At 55.2% G+C, this 20,041-nt stretch carries 19 protein-coding genes; 17 read left to right on the forward strand and 2 right to left on the reverse strand.

Features of this window, described 5'->3' with window-relative positions:
- Positions 1-15 precede the first annotated feature (15 nt).
- From QEH53_RS03215 to QEH53_RS03240, 6 genes are all read left to right on the forward strand, one after another.
- Positions 16-1,320 (forward strand): TolC family protein, encoded by a 1,305-nt coding sequence (locus QEH53_RS03215; RefSeq protein ID WP_309021684.1) that lies wholly within the window; start codon positions 16-18, stop codon positions 1,318-1,320.
- Positions 1,317-2,978, forward strand: coding sequence for an HlyD family efflux transporter periplasmic adaptor subunit (locus tag QEH53_RS03220; protein WP_309021685.1), 1,662 nt, complete (start codon positions 1,317-1,319; stop codon positions 2,976-2,978). The genes QEH53_RS03215 and QEH53_RS03220 overlap by 4 nt, the downstream gene beginning before the upstream one ends.
- 15 nt (positions 2,979-2,993) lie before the next feature.
- Positions 2,994-6,086, forward strand: a complete 3,093-nt coding sequence (locus QEH53_RS03225) for an efflux RND transporter permease subunit (RefSeq protein WP_309021686.1) — start codon at positions 2,994-2,996, stop codon at positions 6,084-6,086.
- 70 nt (positions 6,087-6,156) lie between these two features.
- Positions 6,157-6,489: a DUF3147 family protein gene (locus tag QEH53_RS03230; protein WP_309021687.1), complete on the forward strand. Its 333-nt coding sequence runs from the start codon at positions 6,157-6,159 to the stop codon at positions 6,487-6,489.
- 892 nt (positions 6,490-7,381) lie between these two features.
- Positions 7,382-7,771 carry a hypothetical protein gene (locus tag QEH53_RS03235; RefSeq protein WP_309021688.1) on the forward strand — a complete coding sequence of 130 codons (390 nt, stop codon included), beginning with the start codon at positions 7,382-7,384 and terminating at the stop codon, positions 7,769-7,771.
- Positions 7,772-8,061: 290 nt separating this feature from the next.
- A complete protein-coding gene (locus tag QEH53_RS03240; RefSeq protein WP_309021689.1) occupies positions 8,062-8,337 on the forward strand; it encodes a hypothetical protein in 276 nt (91 codons plus the stop codon).
- On the opposite strand, the gene QEH53_RS03245 is transcribed toward QEH53_RS03240, so the two are convergent.
- Entirely contained in the window at positions 8,317-8,976 is a 660-nt protein-coding gene (locus QEH53_RS03245) for an NAD(P)H-dependent oxidoreductase (protein ID WP_309021690.1), read from the reverse strand. The genes QEH53_RS03240 and QEH53_RS03245 overlap by 21 nt on opposite strands.
- Positions 8,977-9,532: 556 nt before the next feature.
- Here QEH53_RS03245 and QEH53_RS03250 point away from each other — a divergent pair.
- The 3 genes from QEH53_RS03250 (at position 9,533) to QEH53_RS03260 (ending at position 12,215) form a co-directional block, all read left to right on the forward strand.
- On the forward strand, positions 9,533-10,366 hold the full coding sequence (locus QEH53_RS03250; RefSeq protein WP_309021691.1) for a spondin domain-containing protein: 834 nt from the start codon (positions 9,533-9,535) through the stop codon (positions 10,364-10,366).
- A gap of 387 nt (positions 10,367-10,753) precedes the next feature.
- Positions 10,754-11,251 carry an RNA polymerase sigma factor gene (locus QEH53_RS03255; protein ID WP_309021692.1) on the forward strand — a complete coding sequence of 166 codons (498 nt, stop codon included), beginning with the start codon at positions 10,754-10,756 and terminating at the stop codon, positions 11,249-11,251.
- A 13-nt stretch (positions 11,252-11,264) separates the two neighbouring features.
- The gene (locus QEH53_RS03260; protein ID WP_309021693.1) at positions 11,265-12,215 is read left to right on the forward strand and encodes a lipid A deacylase LpxR family protein; all 951 of its coding nucleotides are present in this window, start codon (positions 11,265-11,267) and stop codon (positions 12,213-12,215) included.
- A gap of 52 nt (positions 12,216-12,267) precedes the next feature.
- Here QEH53_RS03260 and QEH53_RS03265 read toward each other — a convergent pair whose 3' ends face one another.
- On the reverse strand, positions 12,268-13,893 hold the full coding sequence (locus QEH53_RS03265; RefSeq protein ID WP_309021694.1) for a sigma 54-interacting transcriptional regulator: 1,626 nt from the start codon (positions 13,891-13,893) through the stop codon (positions 12,268-12,270).
- 161 nt (positions 13,894-14,054) lie between these two features.
- Here QEH53_RS03265 and QEH53_RS03270 point away from each other — a divergent pair, with 161 nt between their 5' ends.
- From QEH53_RS03270 to QEH53_RS03305, 8 genes are all read left to right on the forward strand, one after another.
- Complete coding sequence (locus QEH53_RS03270; protein WP_309021695.1) at positions 14,055-14,615, forward strand: hypothetical protein; 561 nt, start codon at positions 14,055-14,057, stop codon at positions 14,613-14,615.
- Positions 14,616-14,652: 37 nt separating this feature from the next.
- Positions 14,653-15,102, forward strand: coding sequence for a hypothetical protein (locus QEH53_RS03275; RefSeq protein ID WP_309021696.1), 450 nt, complete (start codon positions 14,653-14,655; stop codon positions 15,100-15,102).
- Positions 15,103-15,375: 273 nt separating this feature from the next.
- On the forward strand, positions 15,376-15,927 hold the full coding sequence (locus QEH53_RS03280; RefSeq protein WP_309021697.1) for a carboxymuconolactone decarboxylase family protein: 552 nt from the start codon (positions 15,376-15,378) through the stop codon (positions 15,925-15,927).
- A gap of 85 nt (positions 15,928-16,012) precedes the next feature.
- Complete coding sequence (locus tag QEH53_RS03285) at positions 16,013-16,594, forward strand: pyridoxamine 5'-phosphate oxidase family protein (protein ID WP_309021698.1); 582 nt, start codon at positions 16,013-16,015, stop codon at positions 16,592-16,594.
- A 62-nt stretch (positions 16,595-16,656) separates the two neighbouring features.
- Positions 16,657-17,205, forward strand: a complete 549-nt coding sequence (locus tag QEH53_RS03290; protein ID WP_309021699.1) for a hypothetical protein — start codon at positions 16,657-16,659, stop codon at positions 17,203-17,205.
- A gap of 67 nt (positions 17,206-17,272) precedes the next feature.
- Positions 17,273-18,070 carry an isochorismatase family protein gene (locus QEH53_RS03295; RefSeq protein ID WP_309021700.1) on the forward strand — a complete coding sequence of 266 codons (798 nt, stop codon included), beginning with the start codon at positions 17,273-17,275 and terminating at the stop codon, positions 18,068-18,070.
- Between the two features lie 40 nt (positions 18,071-18,110).
- Positions 18,111-18,557 carry a nuclear transport factor 2 family protein gene (locus QEH53_RS03300; protein WP_309021701.1) on the forward strand — a complete coding sequence of 149 codons (447 nt, stop codon included), beginning with the start codon at positions 18,111-18,113 and terminating at the stop codon, positions 18,555-18,557.
- A 135-nt stretch (positions 18,558-18,692) separates the two neighbouring features.
- Positions 18,693-20,036, forward strand: a complete 1,344-nt coding sequence (locus QEH53_RS03305; RefSeq protein ID WP_309021702.1) for an NAD(P)/FAD-dependent oxidoreductase — start codon at positions 18,693-18,695, stop codon at positions 20,034-20,036.
- Positions 20,037-20,041 lie beyond the last annotated feature (5 nt).

Below are 20,041 nucleotides of genomic sequence, written 5' to 3' on the forward strand. Positions count from 1 at the left end.
AACGCTTCAAATTTTATGCACTTAGAAAAGCTCACCTGTGGCGAGTCGGATCGGAAAGACCGTTCCAAACGCCGCGCTAAACTAGCCGCCATCGCCTGCGCTCAGCTCCTGCTGACTCCGTTTGCCAATGCTGCGGATATTCCACTCGACCGGGCAATCGATCAAGCGATCGAAACCGCCGAGGTCGGCGACCTCAGCGAGGCCGCCCGACGCGAAACTCAGAGCTACCGCCAAGCAGCGGCCGCCCTGCCAAACCCATCGCTATTCTACGAGCGGGAAACCTTGGACGGATCGGGGGCAACCTCGGACTCTCGAGAAACGACCTTCGGTATCGCCGCACCCCTGGACTTCATCTGGAAACGCGCCTCCCGCGTCGAAGCCGCCGAGCTGCGCGGGGAATTGGCTCAACTCCAGATCGAGGACCAACGTCGCCAGCTGTCTCAAGAGGTTGCCACGCTCTTCGTCGAGTACGAAGCCAACCAACTCGAATCACAGCGACACGAAGCAGTGCACGTCGCGCTCGACCGAGCCAAAGCAGTGGCCACAGCGTCCGTCGAAACCGGCGACGCTCCACCTACGCTCCTGCAACGCGTGGAGCTGGCGATCGCTCGTCACGCCTTCGGGGAGAGCAGGCTCCAATCCGACCAGCTCTCCATCCGCAGCCGGTTTGCGGCTCTGCTCGGCGACTCCACTGCGAGCCCAGCGCTTAATTCGATTGCGAGCTTGGGCAGCGGCATCAGCTCCGAATCCCAAGCCAAGGAAACCGCCCTGCAGAACCGCCCCGACTTAAGAGCAGCTCAAGCCCTCGTCAGTTGGAAACAGGCGGAGCAAAAGGCCGCTCGACGCGAAGGGTTGCCTGACGTGTCGATCGAAGCCGCGCAGAAGGAGGACAACATCGGTCGCGACGGCGTCTACCTCGGGCTGTCCGTAGAGCTGCCAATCTTCGACCGAAAACAGGGGGCGAGCAACATCGCCGCCGCCGCATCGCTCCGAGCGGAAGTCGCCTACCGGCAAATCCAACGCAAGGTCGAAGCCCAAGCGAGCGCTGCCTTCCTCCAATGGAAAGCGCGCGACGAAAACTGGCGACGCCTCGCGGAGACTCTGTCGGTCACCCGCAATGCCGAAGCCTTGCTCGTCTCAGTCGAAGCCAGTTTCGAAGCGGGCGAATCAAGCCTGTTCGAGTACCTGGATACGGTCGAAGCCTATCTCGAAGCCGCCGAGCACGAGATCGACCTGCAGCGCGACCTCCGCCTCGCCGCCATCGAATTGGCGAGCGTCACCGCGACACCACTACAAACAAAACAATTATTTTCGAAATGAAACACATTCAATTTTTCAAACTAAAACACGCTCGTGTCGCCGCCCCTCTATCCATTGCGACTCTCGCCTTTCTCTCCGGCTGTGGCGGTCATGGACACGATCACGGCGACCACGGACACGATCATGGCGACCACGGACACGATCACGGAAGCGCCTCGCAGGCTGCGCGCGACGATCATACAGGACATGACGACCACGATGGGCATGACGACCACGACGACCATGGGCACGGACACGGAGCCGCTATCGCCGTCACCCAGTACACGGAAAAGTCCGAACTATTCATGGAATACGAGCCCTTGATTAAGGGCATTCCAACCGAACTCATCATCCACCTCACGCGAACCTCCGACTTCACTCCTATCACCAAAGGATCGCTCGAAGTCAGACTAATCTCCGCTAGCGGCCAAACGTATTCGGAAATCGAGGACGCTCCCGCTCGAGACGGCATTTTCCTGCCAATCATCACAGTGCCGTTTGCAGATACAGCCAGCATGGAGTTGCATCTCAAAAGCTCTCAGCTTGAAGACGTGCAAATCCTCGAAGGAGTTGAGGTTCACGCGCCGGGCTACCATCCGCCTCACGAGGAAGAGGAAGATGCCGAAGACCCGAACGCCATTTCCTTCCTCAAGGAACAGCAATGGAAAATCGACTACGCCCTGGAGCAAGTCCAAGCCCGCACCGTTTACCAAGCGACTGCGGCCACCGCGACGCTCTCGCTCCCAAGCTCGGGCGAGGCCCTCCTGCCCGCTCCAGCGAGCGGCATCGTTCGCTTCCTTAAAGACGGAGCGGCAATCGAAGTCGGAGCCGAGACCAACCGCGACGCCACGCTCTTCGTCATCGAGCCCGACTCGTCCTGGCAAGCGGGACTGGCCAAGCTCAGCGAGGACTATCAACTCGCCCAAGCGGAGCTCGACCGCGTCACTGCGCTGCAAAAGCAAAACGCCGTATCGGAAAGACGGGTACAGGAAGCAAGCATCCGCCTCCAAACCCTCAAAACAGCACTCCAGCAAATCGGAGGCGAAACGGCCTTTGGCGACCCATCGAGCTTGCGAGCCATCGCCAAATCGCCCATCGCAGGCGTGATTTCCGAGATCTACGTCAAGCCCGGCCAACGCGTCGAAGCAGGGCAAGCGCTGGCGCTCATCAGCAATCCGGACCAACTCGTGCTCGAAGCGCACGTGCTTCCATCGCGCCTCGAAACGCTCGGCCAAATCGTCGACGCCACCTTCCGCAGCTCCAGCAATTCGCACAGCTATCGTGTGTCCGAGTTGAATGGCAAGCTCATCTCCCAAACCCCGCTATCCGTCAAAGGCAGCAACCTCGCCAGCGTGCGTTTCCAGATCGACAACCCGAACCGCCAACTCGTGGACGGCAGCAAAGTCGCCGCGCAATTGCTCGGAGGCCAAGCGGCAGGCGAAGGTGTGGCCGTACCGGTCGCCGCGATCCAAGAGGAGGAAGGCATTCCCATCGTCTACGTGCAAACCGAAGGCGAAACCGTCGAGAAACGGTATCCAAAACTTGGAGCCAGCGACGGCAGCTACGTGCAAGCTCTCTCTAATATAGCAGCAGGCGAGCGAGTCGTGACCAAGGGTGCGACCTTCATCCGTCTCGCCACGCTATCAACCAGCGAAATGGGCCATGGCCACGCGCACTAAGGAGACCTTGCACCTATGTTTGACGCAATCATTGGCTTTTCGCTAAAGAACCGAGCCCTCGTGCTCATCGCCGCGATAGCTCTGCTGGCGGGCGGTTTCTTCACCGCTTTCCGACTTCCTATCGACGTATTCCCCGACCTCAACGCGCCGACCGTCACGCTTCTCACCGAAGCCCACGGCATGGCTCCCGAGCAGGTCGAAGCCCTCGTAACCTTTCCGCTGGAATCCGCCGTCAACGGCGCCACCGGCGTTCGCCGCGTTCGCTCCTTTTCCGCTCCGGGGATCAGCATCGTGCACGTGGAATTCGACTGGGAAATGGACGTCTACGCCGCCCGGCAAATCGTATCGGAAAAACTGCAGGCCGCCCTCGGCGCCTTGCCGCCTGACATTCCCAAACCGGTCATGGCTCCCATGGCTTCGATCATGGGCGAGATCATGCTCATCGGTCTGTACGCGGACGGAGAAAATGTATCTGAGATGGAACTACGCACGCTGGCTGACTGGTCGATTCGCCGTCGCTTACTAGCCGTTCCCGGCATCGCTCAAGTCGTGCCTATCGGCGGCAAGGTCAAGGAGTACCAGATCAACATCGATCCCGAACGCCTCGCCACCTACGGCATCACGCTCGAGCAAGCCTACCACGCGGCAACCGAAGCTTCGGAAAACGCCAGCGGCGGCGTCTTGCGCTCAAAAGGCAAAGAGTACCAGATCCGCGGACTCGGCCGCGCCTACACCGTCGACCAGATCGCGCGGTCCGTAGTGGCTAGACAAGGACAAGCCTCCATTCTCATGGAAGACATTGCTACCGTCGAAGTTGGCCCCGGGCTAAGTTTCGGCACGGCCTCCGCCAACGGCGAACCCGCTGTCGTGCTCTCGATAACGAAGCAACCAGGTTCGAACACCCTGACCCTAACCGAAGGCATCGAAACCGCCTTGGCCGATATCCAGAAGTCTTTGCCCGAAGGTGTCGTTATCCAACAAGACTCCTTTCGCCAAGCCGACTTCATCAACGTAGCCGTCGCCAACGTGCTGGAAGCCTTGCGAGACGGGGCGATCCTAGTGGTGGTGATCCTGTTTCTCTTCCTTGGAAACTTCCGCATCACGCTCATCTCGGTCCTTGCGATTCCGCTCTCCATCGCGGCTACCTTTCTCGTCTTCCGTTGGATGGGCGTCTCGCTCAACACCATGTCGCTCGGCGGCATCGGCATTGCCATCGGTGCCCTCGTGGATGACGCGATTATCGACGTGGAAAACGTGTTTCGCCGCCTACGCGAAAACCACCGCCTGCCTCCGGAAAAGAAGCAGCCCGTCAACGCGGTCGTCCTGCAAGCGTCCAAGGAGATTCGAAAGCCGATGGTCAGCGCCACGCTCATCATCACCATCGTCTTCCTGCCTTTGTTCTTCCTGAGCGGAGTCGAAGGACGATTGCTGCAGCCGATGGGATTTGCCTATATCATCTCCATCTTCGCGAGCTTGGTCATCGCCTTGACGGTGACGCCCGTGCTCGCCGCCTTGATGCTTCCTTCCGCCCGAAACATTAGCAAGGAAAGCGAAGGGTGGCTCGCCGGACTGCTCAAGCCCATGTATCGAAAAACCTTGGACATCGCTCTCGCAGCGCCGTGGCTTTCGATTCTCGCTTCGCTGGCTCTTTTCGTCAGCGCCCTCGCCATCGCTCCGTTTCTGGGGCGCTCTTTCCTGCCTGAGTTCAACGAAGGAGCCCTAACGATCAGCTACGTCACCGCTCCAGGCACCTCGCTCGACGAGTCGGACGAACTCGGACGTATGGTGGAAAAGGCGATCCTAGAAGTGGACGGCGTGCTCAGTGTGCAGCGCCGCACCGGACGCGCCGAACTCGACGAGCACGCCCAGCCGGTCAACGCGGGCGAGATGGAAGTTGTGCTCGATATCGAAGCCGTCGACCGGGAAGTCGCCATGGAAGAAGCGCGGCAAGCCTTGGCCAGAATCGCAGGAGCCCAGTTCACTGTTGGTCAGCCGATCAGCCACCGCATCGACCATATGCTCTCCGGCACGCGAGCCAGCATTGCCGTCAAGCTCTTCGGGCCTGAACTCGATGAGCTGCGTCGCGTCGCCGGTCTCGTCGAAGGCGAGATGGAGCAAGTCTCCGGAATCGTCGACCTCGCCGTCGAGCCCATGGTCAACACCCCGCAAATCGCCATCCGCTTCGACCGCGAAGCCATGGCCCTGCACGGCGTGACCTCCGGCCAACTCGGCGAAATGATAGACGTGGCCTTCAACGGCGAAGTCGCCGGACGCGTTCTCGAAGGGCAAAAAGCCTTCGACATCGTCGTCCGTTACGAGCGCTCCAGCCGCGACAGTATCGAGACGATCCGTAACGCTCTGGTGAATACGCCAGGCGGGGACATGCTGCCGCTCTCTGAGTTTGCTCAAGTTGAATACGACATGGGGCCAAACCAGATCGGCCGCGAAAACGCCCAACGCAAGCTCGTCGTGCAAGCCAACGTCGCCGGACGCGATCTCGGCAGCGTCATCGCCGACATCCAAAATCGCGTTGGCAACAACGTGACGTTTCCCGCAGGCTACTACGTCGAATACGGCGGCCAGTTCGAAAGCGAGCAAGCCGCCAGTCGCGCCATCGGGATTCTTTCGCTCGTGTCACTCGTCGCCATATTCCTGATACTCTACTATCAGTTCGGCAACGTCCGCGACACGCTCTTCGCCTTGGTCAACCTACCGCTCGCCCTGATCGGCGGCGTTTGGGCAGTGCAGTTGACGGACGGGATCGTGAGCATCGCCTCGCTCGTCGGCTTCATCACGCTCTTCGGCATCGCGGCGAGAAACGGCATCCTGCTCATCTCGCATTACCAGACGCTCATGAGCGAAGGGAAGCCCTTGGCCGAAGCCGTGAAGCAAGGCTCGCTTGAAAGGCTCAACCCGATCCTCATGACGGCATTGACCGCCGCTCTCGCCCTCATCCCGCTCGCCCTCGGCGTCGGGGAACCCGGCAAGGAGCTCGAAGCTCCCATGGCCATCGTCATCCTCGGAGGCCTAATCACCTCGACCTTCCTCAACATGGTCGTCGTTCCCAGCCTCTACGCCCGCTTCGGCAAGCAAGCCGCCGCGAGCTAAGAAAAAGTTCAAAGCCGTTCCCGATAAGCCGGGAGCGGCTTTTATCTGAAATAATCAGCCCCGACTCACCGTGATTTATTTTCTCACCAAAGTCTTCACTTCAGCGATTCTCATCGCCGTGATCTCCGAGATTTCAAAACGCTCCAGCATTTGGGCGGCAACCCTCGCATCGCTGCCTCTCGTTTCGCTGCTGTCGATCATCTGGATCTACACAGAAAAAAAGGATACCACTCAAATCTTCGATCTCAGCAAAGACATCTTCTGGCTCGTGCTGCCATCCTTAGCTTTCTTCATCCTCCTACCGATCCTCCTCCAAAGAGGCCTCAACTTCTGGCCCTCCCTAGCCTTTTCCAGCCTCGCGACCATGGCAGCCTACGCTATCACCTTAAAGCTAATTGCCTGAAGAAACGTCAGAGGAGGCCCGCAAGGCTCTGGATGTAGCCTCGCATCGACGAATATTTTTTCTGCCGACTAAAAACACCTTCCGACACCTTCCCTACTTTTAAACCATTGCTTATCAACGCTATGATCGAGCCTCGGATCTCCCACCATTTAAGTTACTCACTGACAGTAACTTAAACTACCACAATAGGCAATCTTCTTTTCATTCAAAGTAATGAAAACAACACCGATCGACACCTCTTTTAAGCGATGTCCGGATCTTCTAGATTCCACCACCAAACCGAAGGAAATACCACCTTCAGTCTTTTCATTTCCAGATACCAGAGGTCACCACAACGAGCAAAGCTTGCCGACGTGTAGCGAAAGTGGCAATGCGAGGCTTTGGACAAAGTCCGAATAAAGAAATTGCAGCACCAACCTTTGACGTTCCACCATCCATTGGACCGAAAACGCAGTCATCAAACCAAATAGATTTCACCCTCTAAGGTAAAGGCACTCACAAAAGCCATGCGGCCCCGGATAGCCGACAGAAACCAAGCCTTGCCCAACTCTGCCGCTCCTATCACCACAAAACCTTCCCTTTCGGGGTCGTCACTTCAAGTTTGGAGATCTAATGTCCGAATCCTTCCACCTCGAATAGATTCGTACAATCGGAGTGGAAAAACCAGGTTCTCCTCAATTCATCCTAAGTGCCCTAGAAACTACTCCCCTTAATACTTGGAAACGCACTGCGTTCCTGTGGAGTATCTCGTAGGCGAACTCCAATCATACAGATAGCTAGTCCGGGAGCTAGAAGCCAAACATACAACTTAAGCTGTAAACACCTCTCCTCGCGACCGCTTAAGCTTGTCGCGCAAATTTGACTGTGGGAAAGCTGGGGCGATGATCCGCCATTGCGACAAGGCGACTTTCAGCGAACACCTCGCCTGCCAAAAGGCACGGGCAGATATCGCTCCGAACTAGAAGAGCAGCTCATCAAATGGGCAAACCTCAATTCAGGCTCACACAACCCCGCGTGTCTCGAGCAAGCCGCCCAAACCTTAACCGATACCCTCGACTCCCAGCTTCCTGTCGACGCGGGAGTCCTACGAGATCCGCAAAGCCAGTCCCTGCTCGCCTTGCTCAGGAAGCAGGAACGACCGCAGACTCCGCGCGTCCTGCTCCATGGGCACCTTGATACCGTGTACAGCCCCGAGCCCGATTTCCAAAATTGCACCTACCCCTCCGACCGCAAAACCATAAACGGGCCGGGCGTGACCGATATGAAAGTTGGAATCAGTTGAATTGGATAAGGCTCACGACCGCCTCTGCCAAGAGATCGGTCGAAACTTGCTGCGATTCCAACTCTTCGAACTGCTACTGAAAGACCTGGTCGCCAAATCCAAAATAGAAGCAACTCTCAATTCCGCTAAACAGCCTCAGACCGACCAACAAACTCTGGCGGGATATCGACCCGCTTTTTCGAAGAGGTCGTATCTGAGTTGGACCCAATCCAAGCTGGCGATAAATCCAACCATTTAAAATTCGAATTCAACTTTCGCATCCCGCTGAAGAGAAAGCGAAAGCGGAATGGATGGATCGCGTCCGCAAGCTGATCAAGGAACGCAACGACATGATCCATACTTCGCTCAAAACCATGGACCTGAAGTCGGTCGAAAGTTGTCAAAAGGAAATCGATTTTCTTGTTCTCCAACGTAACCGAATTCAGCTCGAGATCAACAGGCTGAAAGCATTTTCTAATTCCCTGAGTGACCTATCAAAGGATGCAGCCGAATTTTTGAAAGACCCTGAACTCTTCGAGCAGCTCACCAAAGGCCAGCAGTTCGGTTTATTCGGATTCTCGCGCTAAGTCGGATACAAGATCGTCAATTTGACTTTCGGCATCCCTGCAAGATTGACGGTGCCTGTTGTCACCGAATTCCTGATACTCTATGGATATCGTTTCGATGGAATTCCTCGCAACTCCGATGTAGTGAGCGCAGGTTGCGATGTGCGGATCTAAATGATTCACTTGCTCGCGAATTCCTCCAGGCCCAAAGCCGAACTCTCCTCGCGAGCTTAAAACGACGAGCTTCTTACCGCTCATGATTGGCTCTAAAGGATAGTCTCCGCGCGCTAGATTGAAAGTGAAAGTCTTGCCAATGCGAATAACCTGGTCGAACCACGCTTTCAGTGCACTGGGCATTCCATAATTATACATCGGGACACCGAGAACTATTATATCAGCCGCATCTATCTGAGCAATCGCCTCGTCGGACCATGCCAGGATTCGCTTCATCTCGTCAGTTCGCTTTTCGGGCGCCGTAAAGACAGCCGCAATCCAATCCTCCGTTACGTGAGGCGGAGGATTCTCCGCTAAATCGCGATGAATAACCTCGCTATTCGGTAGTCTCGAAAGCCAAGCATCAGCAAAACGCTGGGTCAGCCTTCGAGAAAGCGAACGAGATGATCGCGCGCTGGCGTTTATTACAAGCAATGTCTGTTCCATGATTTCTGATATCGTATTCTAGGAACCCATACGGGAGCGTGTTTTCGGGTTGGCACTGCCTCCGTTTGTTCGCGGCGCGCACCGTTCTTTCCGAGGTCGGCCACCTCTCTGTCCTTGGCTGACCTCGACGATCCTGGAAGGCTTGCGCCCCTTGCCCTTCGCGACTATTTCCGAGTGCTGGCGGGCATACGCTGGCGAACCGGAATAAAGTGGAAGCGTAGCGCTGGCGGCGATTCCCTCCCTCAACTTGGGGCCTCCAGATAGCTGAGCGGAGTATTGTTCCGCTATTAAGTTACTATGCCCTACTGCAACAGCTAGGGCCGTATAGATTATCGTTCTTTTCTTCATTTGTACTGTATTTTTAGATACACTACAATACGTGCCAGCCTCCAAAAGGCTGCATAACAGCCTCCTTCTTTCTTCGCTCTATCCCGCCTTGAACAAATTTTATTTTTATTTGAGCCAACAAGAGAGCTTATCCGTATGGAAACGCGGCGCCGGGCAAAGATGCCCTCCTTAACGACCGGTCTAAAAACCTTGTCTCATAAATGTAATAATGAATACACAGCTAAACTATCTTAGTCGTGTCGCTATACGCGGCATCGCTATCGCATTCACATTGGCCGGAATCAGCGCTCATGCCTTAACGGTCCGAGTAAACGTCGAGAACGTGAGCCAGCCCGACGGGCTCTGGTTCACGCCCGTGTTCTTCGGATTCCACGACGGGTCTTACGATACGTTCGATTCAGGCCTGTCTGCCCCCGACAGCATCGAAGCGCTCGCCGAGGGAGGAGATGCAAGTGGCCTCGTGTCCAGTATCTCTAACGTTTCCGGCAGCAAGTCACGCGTCCTTCTTCAAGATGGAAGTGGAGCTCCCCCGGGCGTCCTGTTCGCGCCGGGCGAATCCCAATCCTTCACGATCGAATTGGACCCATCCCTCAATCGATACCTCAGCTTCGCCACGATGCTCGTTCCTTCGAACGACATTTTCTTCGGCAACCCGTCGCCGTCCCAATTCGAACTTTTCAGTATTTTCGGGGAGTTCCAGGATGGATTCGAAATCAACCTTTTCGGTTCCGACATATGGGATGCTGGAACGGAGGAAAACGATTTCCTCGGCGCTCCGCTTTCCGCGCTCGGAGGCATCAGCACCGATACGACTGGCAGCTCTATCTCCCTTCTAGGCCAAGAGGGGTTGGACAATTTCTCGGGGAGGTCCCTCGCCACCGGAACGAACCTGTCGAACAACCTGTTCGCAGGCGATCAGATCGCCCGCATATCCGTCGAGCAGGTACCTGACTCCACTCAATACATCGGGTTTCTGGGAGCGTTTGCGATCGTCGGTTTTCGAATCCTTTCCAGGAAACGCATGGGTCGAGAATCGAGTTAATCCACCTTTTGGATACATGGAATACGAGACGGCAGTCCTCCTCCGAGGGCTGCCGTCTTTGGTTTGGAAATCTCCTGGCTGCGCGGGAGCCGAAGCCAAGCGGAAACGCTTGCGAGGCTCAACACCCCTCACTGGATCTCGAGAAAAATAGGTAGAGGCGATAGAACGCTCCACGCCTCGATATTTCGTGCCCCTAATCCACAGCAATTCGATTATCACGATATTTCGCGAGGTCGAGTTGGACCCCAGTTAATTCTTTAACAACTAACTGTCAGTTACTTACAGAACTAGCGTCAGGGTTGGCGCATCGCATGTTAAAGGGAGGGCAATCATTTCCTTCGGAACGAACCGAGGGAAACCACGAGAAATCAACGCCACCTAAGAAACATGAACACACGCAAGCCAACTCGCGCCACCTACACCGACAAGGAGCTTCTTCACGAAGGAACTCGCTTCGCCCTGTCCCTCACGAGGAACAAGGCGGACGCTGAGGACATCGCCCAATCAGCATGGATGAAGCTCTCCCGAAAATACGGTCAAGTGGACGGAAAGAACGTATTTTTCAGAACGATCAAGAACACGTTCATCGATCAAGTAAGACGCAACCGAGTCGTCAGCTTCAGCCCTCTGGAAAACGCTCCGGAGCCTTCACGCAGCGAAACGCCGGGATACGGGTTGGACCTGGACCTTACGCTCTCGACGCTCTCCAAATCCGAACGCGCCGCCATCCAGCTGAACGTGCTCGAAGGCTATACGGCTATCGAGATCGGCAAGAAATTGGGCATGCCGCGCGGCACCGTCCTTAGCCACATGTCCCGCGCAAGGAACAAGCTCCGCGAGGCCTTCGGCCAAGAGCTTGGGTACCGCAAAGCGCAAACGGCCTAACGCCCTTACAGCGATGAAAACGGCATATCTATTACTGGCTCTCTGGCTCGTATCGCTCGCGCGGATACCTTTGGACGCTTCCCAGGGCAAACTGGTATCAGTGCAACTGCAAAACGACGCAGTTGCAGGAACGGACGAAAACTACAGCTCCGGTTTGGAGGTAGTCATATCCAAGTGGATACGATCGTATTCTTCTTACGCTACCGAGTATTCTGGTGATGAAGTCTACAATCCACCAACACCCGGAGTCCTGGGGTTCAATAGCCAGCACATTTCAATATTCAACAGTGTCGCGGTCGGCCAGAAAATCTATACGCCATCCGACTTGTCAGAGACCCGCTATATTCCAAACGACCGCCCCTACGCCGGTTGGAGCTACATACGCCTCTCCCACGAGCGAGCCTCAACGGAGAGAAGAAATAGGGTAGCAATCACCGCAGGAACGTTCGGCCCAAACTCGCTTGCTGGAGAATTGCAGCGATCGTTCCACAAATTGATCAGCAGCCAGGAGCCAAGGGGCTGGGATCACCAGATAGAGAACGAAATCGCCATCGACCTAACCCTCGAACGGGAAAGCCGAATCTACACTAGACGGGTTGCCCGCGACTACCGGTTCACCTTGTCGAGCTCGCAGCAAGCCACCTTGGGGACGGCCAACACGAATCTAAAGCTTGGACTCGTCGCCAGTCTGGGCAAAGGCACTAGTCGCTCGAAGCAAGCGTCCACGCGGTACTTCTCCCGAGTCACGGCGTCGCACGTGGGCAGGGACAGGACCCTCAACGGCCCTCTCCCCGCTGGATACGATAGCGTAAGGAAGTCGAGTATCGTCTCTGAGTTCGAGTTCGGACTCGAGCGTACCATGAAGTTCGGTCGCCTCGCCGTTAGCGTGACTCGACGGAGCCGGCAGTTCGAAGGGCAAGCGAGTTCGCAAACCTTCGGGACGATACGCTACACCTTCTGGTGAGCTTGTCGCAACTGTATCCAGTTCACATTACGCTGCCCTGGATACAGTTGAGCTACTCGTCCCACGGTCGCCGCTTCGCCCTCAGCTCTATTCCGAGCTTCTTCATTCGGGACGCCAAAGTGCTCGGTTTCAGCCCAAGCATCGCAGCAGCCCCGTCGTCTCCGTATACTCGTCCATTCACTTGCTTCAAAGCCTTCAAGATGTTGCGGCGCTGCAGCTCGACCATCTGGCTTTCGTTCAAGATCTCCGCATCGGAATCAACTCCAGCTGAGTTTCCCGCACCGGCATTCCCCATCCCCGACACCTCGAAACGCAAGCTCTTGCCCACGCTCGTAATCAAAGCTCGCTCCACCTGATTCTGCAGTTCTCGCACGTTGCCAGGCCAGCTGTAGTAAGCCAGTGCTTGCAGCTGCGCTTTCGGCACGCTTGGGCTCTTCATGCCGTGTCGCTTCGACAAGTGCTTGACGAAGTGAGCAACGAGGGCGGGGATATCCTCCCGGCGATGCCGTAACGGAGGCGCCTCTATCGGGAACACGTTCAAACGGTAGAATAGGTCCTCGCGGAAACGCTTCTCCTCGACCTCGGATTTCAGGTCACGATTCGTGGCAGCGATTATTCTCACGTCCACGTGACGGGTTTGGTCCTCACCCACTCTCTCGTATTGCCCCTCCTGAAGCACGCGGAGAAGTTTGGCTTGAAGATCGAAGGGCATTTCTCCGATCTCGTCGAGGAAGAGCGTTCCGCCTGCAGCCGCCTCGAAGCGCCCCGGCCGATCGCGCAAGGCCCCAGTAAACGCGCCCTTGGCGTGGCCGAACAACTCGCTTTCGAACAAGCTGGCGGGGATCCCGGCGCAGTTCACACGGATCATTGGCTCGTCCTTACGCTGGCTCCGCCTGTGGATCTCTCGAGCGATAAGCTCCTTGCCTGTACCCGACTCGCCAGTAACCAGTACGCTGGCATCCGTGCGAGCCACTAGCTCGATTTTCGATACGATTTGCTGCACCGGTTCGCTGCGTCCTACGATTTCGCCGAAGCTGCGAATCTCTTCGACCTCTGTGCGCAGGTATTCATTTTCCAACTCCATGCGTCCCTGTAGTTCCCGGATCTTTTCGAATGCCTCCGCGTTCGAAATGGACATGGCCAAATGATCCGCCACCATCCTCTGGAACCGGGCAAGGTCCCTGTCGATTTCGCGACGTACGAAGATTCCGAGTACACCTAGTATCTCTCCGCGAAACAGCAATGGCTGCGCGTTGATCGCTCTTACGCCTTCGTCAATTGCCCACTTTGGATCTACCACCCAGCTGCGATCCTCACTGAGGTTAACCGTAATCGACTGCCCGGTTTGAGCCACGTGCCCAACTTTTCGAACGCCAATCGGAAAACGGGAGAATCGCCCATCTAGACGATTCCATACCTCGCCTGGATTGGCTAATGAACGACCGCTGCTCGCCACCAGGTGCATGCACTTTACGTTTTGCGGGCACTCGTTCGAGAGAGCGCAACGCTCACAGATATCGCCGTCGCGCAATTGCCAGACGCGGACTAAGGCCACTTCGTCCCAGTCGGAAATTTCCCGAGCAGCCATGCTTAACAGCCGCTCGCGACTGTGCTCCTGAGGCAGTTTCAGCAACAAGTCCGCCAACGACTCCAAGCCTTTTGCAAGTGCGTCTCTCATGCCCCAAGAGTCACCATATTTCGTGGATTCACAACCCAACATTTCGTGGTACCTAATATTTCCGGCCCACAATAGCTCTCACAAAAATCCTTTAGCAGCTGTTAACCAGCAACTTATAAACACGAAGAAAAACTTGGCGCGGCCTATGATAAATGGGTGGCATGTTCGAAAACGGACCAACCATAAATGCCGCAACTATCGACAGCCTCCCTGCTCCGCTACGTTTGGAATTGCAGAGCCTGATGGGCGGAGATCGTAGCCTCGAGAGCTTCTTGCGAATACTCGCCAACGCTCCCCTAATCCTGGAAGCATTTCTCGTTTTCGGGAACGCATTGGACAAATGCAGCCTCACGCCCGAGCTACAGGCTAAGCTATTTCTCGCGATCGGAGAACTGACAAGCAGCTCCTACGACGTGTCGGCGGCTTCATCACGAGCTAAGTCGCTCGGAATTAGCGACGAGGAAATCAAGCGAGCTCGTTGTGGCTTATCCGATTTTCCACTACACGAAGCCGCGCTCAAGTTCGCTCGACGGCTCGTAAACAGGCACGGGCACCTAAAGGCAACCGAACTCGAAGAGCTTCGCCTACACGTCCGGAGCGAGAGGACCATCGTGGAGATCGTCGCCGCTGTTGCCCAGATGCACTTTACCGCCTTGCTCAACAACTTGGCAAATACGCCGCTCGACCACCCGCCTGCCCAGGAAATTCGAGACCGGCTCTAGATAGCACTTTTTCAAGTAACCATAAACCTAATACACAATGAAGATAAACTGGAACAACTCAATCGTCGCTGGAATTCTCGGCACGATTCTCTTCGACATCTCTGGCTTCCTCATGACTGGAAGCTGGTGGGACATTCCCGGACTTATCGGCCAAAAGCTCGGCTTTGGCTTGGTAGCCGGACTCCCTGTGCACTACGGAAACGGCATCGCCCTTTCCGTCATCTATGCAGCCTTGCGGCCATCGCTCTTCGGACCGGAATGGTTTCGAGCGTTTGCCTACACAACTGCTCAGACCGTACTCATAGTATGGTTCTTCATGCTGCCTCTGCTCGGAGCAGGCATTGCCGGATGGGATCTCAATAAAGCTCTACCCGTCATTACGCTCGTACGCCACTACGCTTACATGGTGCCTCTCGCGCTCATGCTAAACCCAGAGGGAAAATTCTTCTCGATCCTAGGCAAATCCAAAGAGCCACAGCCTTGCTGACATGCCACGCACGCCAACCTGCGAGGCAGCCTAAGAGTTCCTTACTCTCGCTAATACGCTCGAACAATTCACGCCGAACTGCCGTGCCGCATGCCGCCATAGATATTCGAAACCGAATCTCGCAACCGCAGCATTCCAACGCTCGAAACCCGCCCCAAGTCGAACTCGAGAGCTCAGGAAGATCTATCTCAAGGAGTTCCTATCACGAATCCTATAGAAAGATACAGTTCCACCAAAAGAACGAACCCATCATCTAGCAAAAAATACAATAACATGAATAGAATAAAACTAATCGAAGAAAACTCAGCAACACCCAGCACGGCTTCACTCTACAAAGCAGTGCAGTCCAAGCTCGGACTCGTTCCAAACATGGTTAAGGCCTTGGGCAACAGTACAGTCGCACTCGAGGGATACCTAGCCCTGAGCGGCGCCGTATCCAAAGGAATGTTACGTCCATCGACGCGTGAGAAGATTGCATTGCTCCTCGCCGAAGCGAATCAGTGCGACTACTGCCTCCGCGCCCATACGGCGATCAGCGGATCGCTGAAAATCCCGAGCGAGGAGATCACAGACGCACGCTGTGGCGTAGCTCCAGATGCGAAGGAACAAGCCTTGCTCAACCTAGCTCAAGACATCCTCGACACTCGAGGAGCAGTAAGCGACGAGAGCTTCTTCGTCGCTCGGCAATCGGGAATAAGCGATGAAGAAATCGCAGAAGTAGCGCTCAATGTGGCTGTCAGCATCTACACCAACTACTTCAACCGACTCGCTCAGACCGAGAATGACTTCCCGGCAGTGGAAGCTTGCGCCCGTCAGACAGCCTAAAGCGACAAGGCTCTTTCCAACCTAACACCCAACCAATTGCGGCAGGGGCATCCACTGTCCCTGCCGCACAAACAACTCAATAACAATGGCCAGAAAATTCATGGAAATCGCTCTCACACCGTCCGTACAGCATACACAAGAAACGTACTATGGCCGTCGTCAACAGGTCGAAAGCGGACCAGACAGCGATGCTCTGGGAGAAAACGAGCAAAGCTTTATCGCAGGACGTAACTCTTTCTACATGGCTAGTGTTAACGAAGACGGCTGGCCCTATATCCAACACCGAGGAGGACCTGAGGGATTTCTGAAAGTCATCAGCCCTTCGCAAATCGCATTCGCGGACTACAAGGGAAACCGCCAACTAATCAGCGCCGGCAATCTGTCTCTACACAGTCGCGTTTCCCTCTTCCTGATGGACTACCCATCACGCACTCGACTTAAGATTCTCGGGACCGCTCAAGTTCAAAAGATTTCCGAAGCCCCACAAGAGATCCTGAACAAAATAGGCAACACCTCGCTCGGGAGAACCGAACGCGTCTTCGTCATAGACATTGTATCCTACGATTGGAACTGCCCGCAGTACATCACGCCTCGATACTCGCAGGAGGAAATGTCCCCGATCATCGAAGGCCTCAAGCAACGTATCCATGAATTGGAGAACGTTTAGAATTTTCATAAGAAAATCAAAGAATCAAACCGCTCCTCGAGCCCCAAGGAGGCAATCGAGCAATGCACCATTACAGCTACCACAAGAGACTACAGGAGATTTGGACAAACGCTATCGATCTCTACTCTCAAGGATTTCGCGATCCAAACTTTTTCTTCAACGAAATCAAAATCAGGTTCTTACGATCAATCGGGAGCAACGAAAAAGAGCTTTTCGACTACGCCAACGACTTCGGTCGCACAGGCGAGCCAGACTTCCCGACGGTCGCGCTTATACAAGATATTCGGAGATCATATTTCCTAGAAATTCAGGGTTCGGCCCAAGAACATTCAGCAACCGGACAACCACCCCTCCCCTCGCCAAAAGCTACATGCGAAGCCTTTCCTGACCTACCTCGAATTGCCCTGGAGGTGCACTGCAAACTGACAGGAAAACGCGGCAGCGAAATCATGTATCCGTCATCTACCGACAGAGAGTTCCTCCGAAAATATGATATCCATGCCGCAGAATTCCTTCGCAAAGTTTGGGAATCAGACGGTGACTCAGATCAACTCGCCTCTTGGATCGCCAAAAGAAACCAGGCGTCCGACTTCACTCAATGCAGAACCTAGCGACTCAGGCTTTCCGCCATTCAATAAAGGCAACCAACAACCACAACACATAACCAACATCATCAATATGAAAAATCTATACGCGTTCATCGCGATTCTATCCGGAGTCGCCATAACTCAAACGACCCACGCCCAGCTCCCTAATCTAGGGATGGACGTAGACCTATCCGACACGGCTCTTGTCATCACCGATCCGCAAAACGACTTCCTGAGTCCTGACGGAGTAACCTGGGGAGTCGTCGGAAAGAATGTGACTGAGAACAATACGGTCGAACACATCGGACAACTCTTCGCCAGTGCCAAGGCTCGCGGCATGCTGGTAGCGATTTCGCCACACTACTACTACCCACACGACCACGTTTGGGAGCACGAGGGCACTCTCGAGACGCTCATGCACAAAATCGGCATGTTCGATCGCGAAGGCCCGCTGGTTACCGACGGCGTAGAAGGATCCGGCGCGGATTGGCTTGAACACTACAAGCCCTACATCGAAGACGAGAGCACCCTGGTCACGAGTCCCCACAAAGTCTATGGCCCAGAATCCAATGACCTCGTGCTACAACTACGCAAACGTGGCATCAGTAAAGTCATTCTCGGTGGCATGTCGGCCAACCTTTGCACGGAGTCCCACATGCGTGAACTCATGGAGCAGGGCTTTCAAGTGGCTGTCGTACCCGATGCAACAGGCGCTGCAATCGTTGACGAGTTCGACGGATTCAAAGCAGCCTACATCAACTACCGCATGATCGCCAACACCATCTGGTCAACAGAGGAAGCCCTCGAAAAGATCCGCACCGCAACGGGCGAGCCCAAGGTCACTCCCTTCCGCCCAGAAACCAAGAGCCCAGCACGCAAAAAGCGTTAAGCCAGGCTTCGGAAAAACACCGAAAGGAGAATCCGCTACCATGACAACGACCTTCCAAAACGAAACCATATCGCGGCCACCGTTGCCGCCCTTCACTCAACAGAGCGCCTTCGCGAAGGTTCAAGCCGCAGAGGATGCTTGGAACAGCCGGGACCCTGAAAAGGTATCGCTCGCCTACACGCCGGATACTCGTTGGCGTAACCGTTCCGACTTCCTGAATGGTCGCGACGAAGTCCGAGCCTTCCTCGCACGCAAGTGGGAACGGGAGCTCGACTATCGTTTAAAGAAGACACTCTGGAGCTTCACCGGAAACCACATATCAGTGAAGTTTGAATACGAATACCGCAACGAGGCGGGCCAATGGTTTCGGGCCTACGGCAACGAACAATGGGAGTTTTCAGAGAACGGACTGATGAAGGTCCGCGAAGCCAGCATCAACGACGTCGAAATTGAGGAATCCGACCGAAAGTTCCGCTGGGAACGCTAACCCCAACCTCGCCGTGCCCTGCCTCAACCCAAGGGCACGGCTTTCCATTCTATAAAATAAAAAGGCTCATCCGTATTCTAAATTTCTATACGCACCAATGTTAATAACGGGAAGCGCTTAAACTAAAAAATTTCAATGAAAGACTTCACCTTCGACACCGTTATAGTCGGGTCGGGAACATCCGCCTATTACGCCGCACGCGGACTTCAAGCTGGCGGACAAAAGGTCGCCGTCGTCGACCGTCAAGAATTCGGCGGCACCTGTGCCTTGCGCGGCTGCCAACCCAAAAAATATTTAGTCGCCAATGCGGAAGCGGTCGCAAGCGCTCGTCACCTCGTTGGAAAAGGTATCGTCGCTTCCCCGCAAACGAACTGGGCAGCCTTGCAATCGCTGAAGAACGAATTCCTGGACGGCATACCCGAAGGATCGTTCAACGGATATCGCCAAGCAGGCGTCACCCCCATTCGCGGTACTGCCCATCTAATCGACGAGCGTACCATTCAAGTTGATGATTCAATCCTAGTCGCCAACCACATAATTATCGCTACCGGTTCCTCTCCCCGCCCCCTTGACATCCCCGGGGCCGAGCTAGCCGGAACCAGCGACACTTTCCTCGAGCTTCCCTCTCTTCCCAACCGCATCCTCTTCATTGGCGGCGGATACATTTCTTTCGAGTTCGCCCATGTCGCCGCTCAAGCTGGGAGCGAAGTGACCATTCTGCACCGTAGCTCGCAGCCCCTCAAATCCTTCGATTCCGACGCTGTTGCTACTCTCCTGCAAGCAACGGCCGCCTCAGGAATTCGCTTCCTTCCCAATCAAGTCGCGAAGTCCATCGAAAAGACCGCCAACGCCTTGCAACTCACATCCACTTCCGGCTCTACCATTGAAGCCGACTGCATTATCAACGCTAGCGGCCGTATTCCCAATCTAGACTTCCTTGACCGAGCCAGCACCGGCGTTCAAACCACGGCGCGCGGAATCGCGGTCAACCGCTACCTGCAAAGCCTCTCCCACCCGAATATCTACGCCATCGGCGACGTAGCAGATACCGGTTACCAACTCGCGACCGTCGCCGATCAAGCAGGAATCGTAGCAGCAGAAAACATACTGCATGGCAATCGATCGCCGCTCGACCTAAATGCGGTCGCCAGCGCTGTATTCACGATTCCCAATCTAGCAACAGTGGGGCTGTCCGAAGAAGAAGCTAGCAGCCAAGGATTCGACTTTCGTATCCAAAAGGGCGCCACAACGAGTTGGCCCTCCTCCTTGCGTATCGGCGAATCCCATTCCTATTTCAAAGTCCTGATCGAAAACGAAAGCAACCGTATCCTAGGAGCCCATTTACTGCGTCACCAAGCTGCTGAAGTGATCAACCTTTTTGCGCTTGCGATCAAAAAGAACCTCACCGTTGAAGACTTGAAGTCTGTCCTCTGGGCCTACCCGACTTACAGCTCAGACCTCAAAAACATGATTGCTTAGGTAAG

The organism is Pelagicoccus sp. SDUM812002, from assembly GCF_031127835.1.
Classification (GTDB): Bacteria; Verrucomicrobiota; Verrucomicrobiia; order Opitutales; family Opitutaceae; genus Pelagicoccus.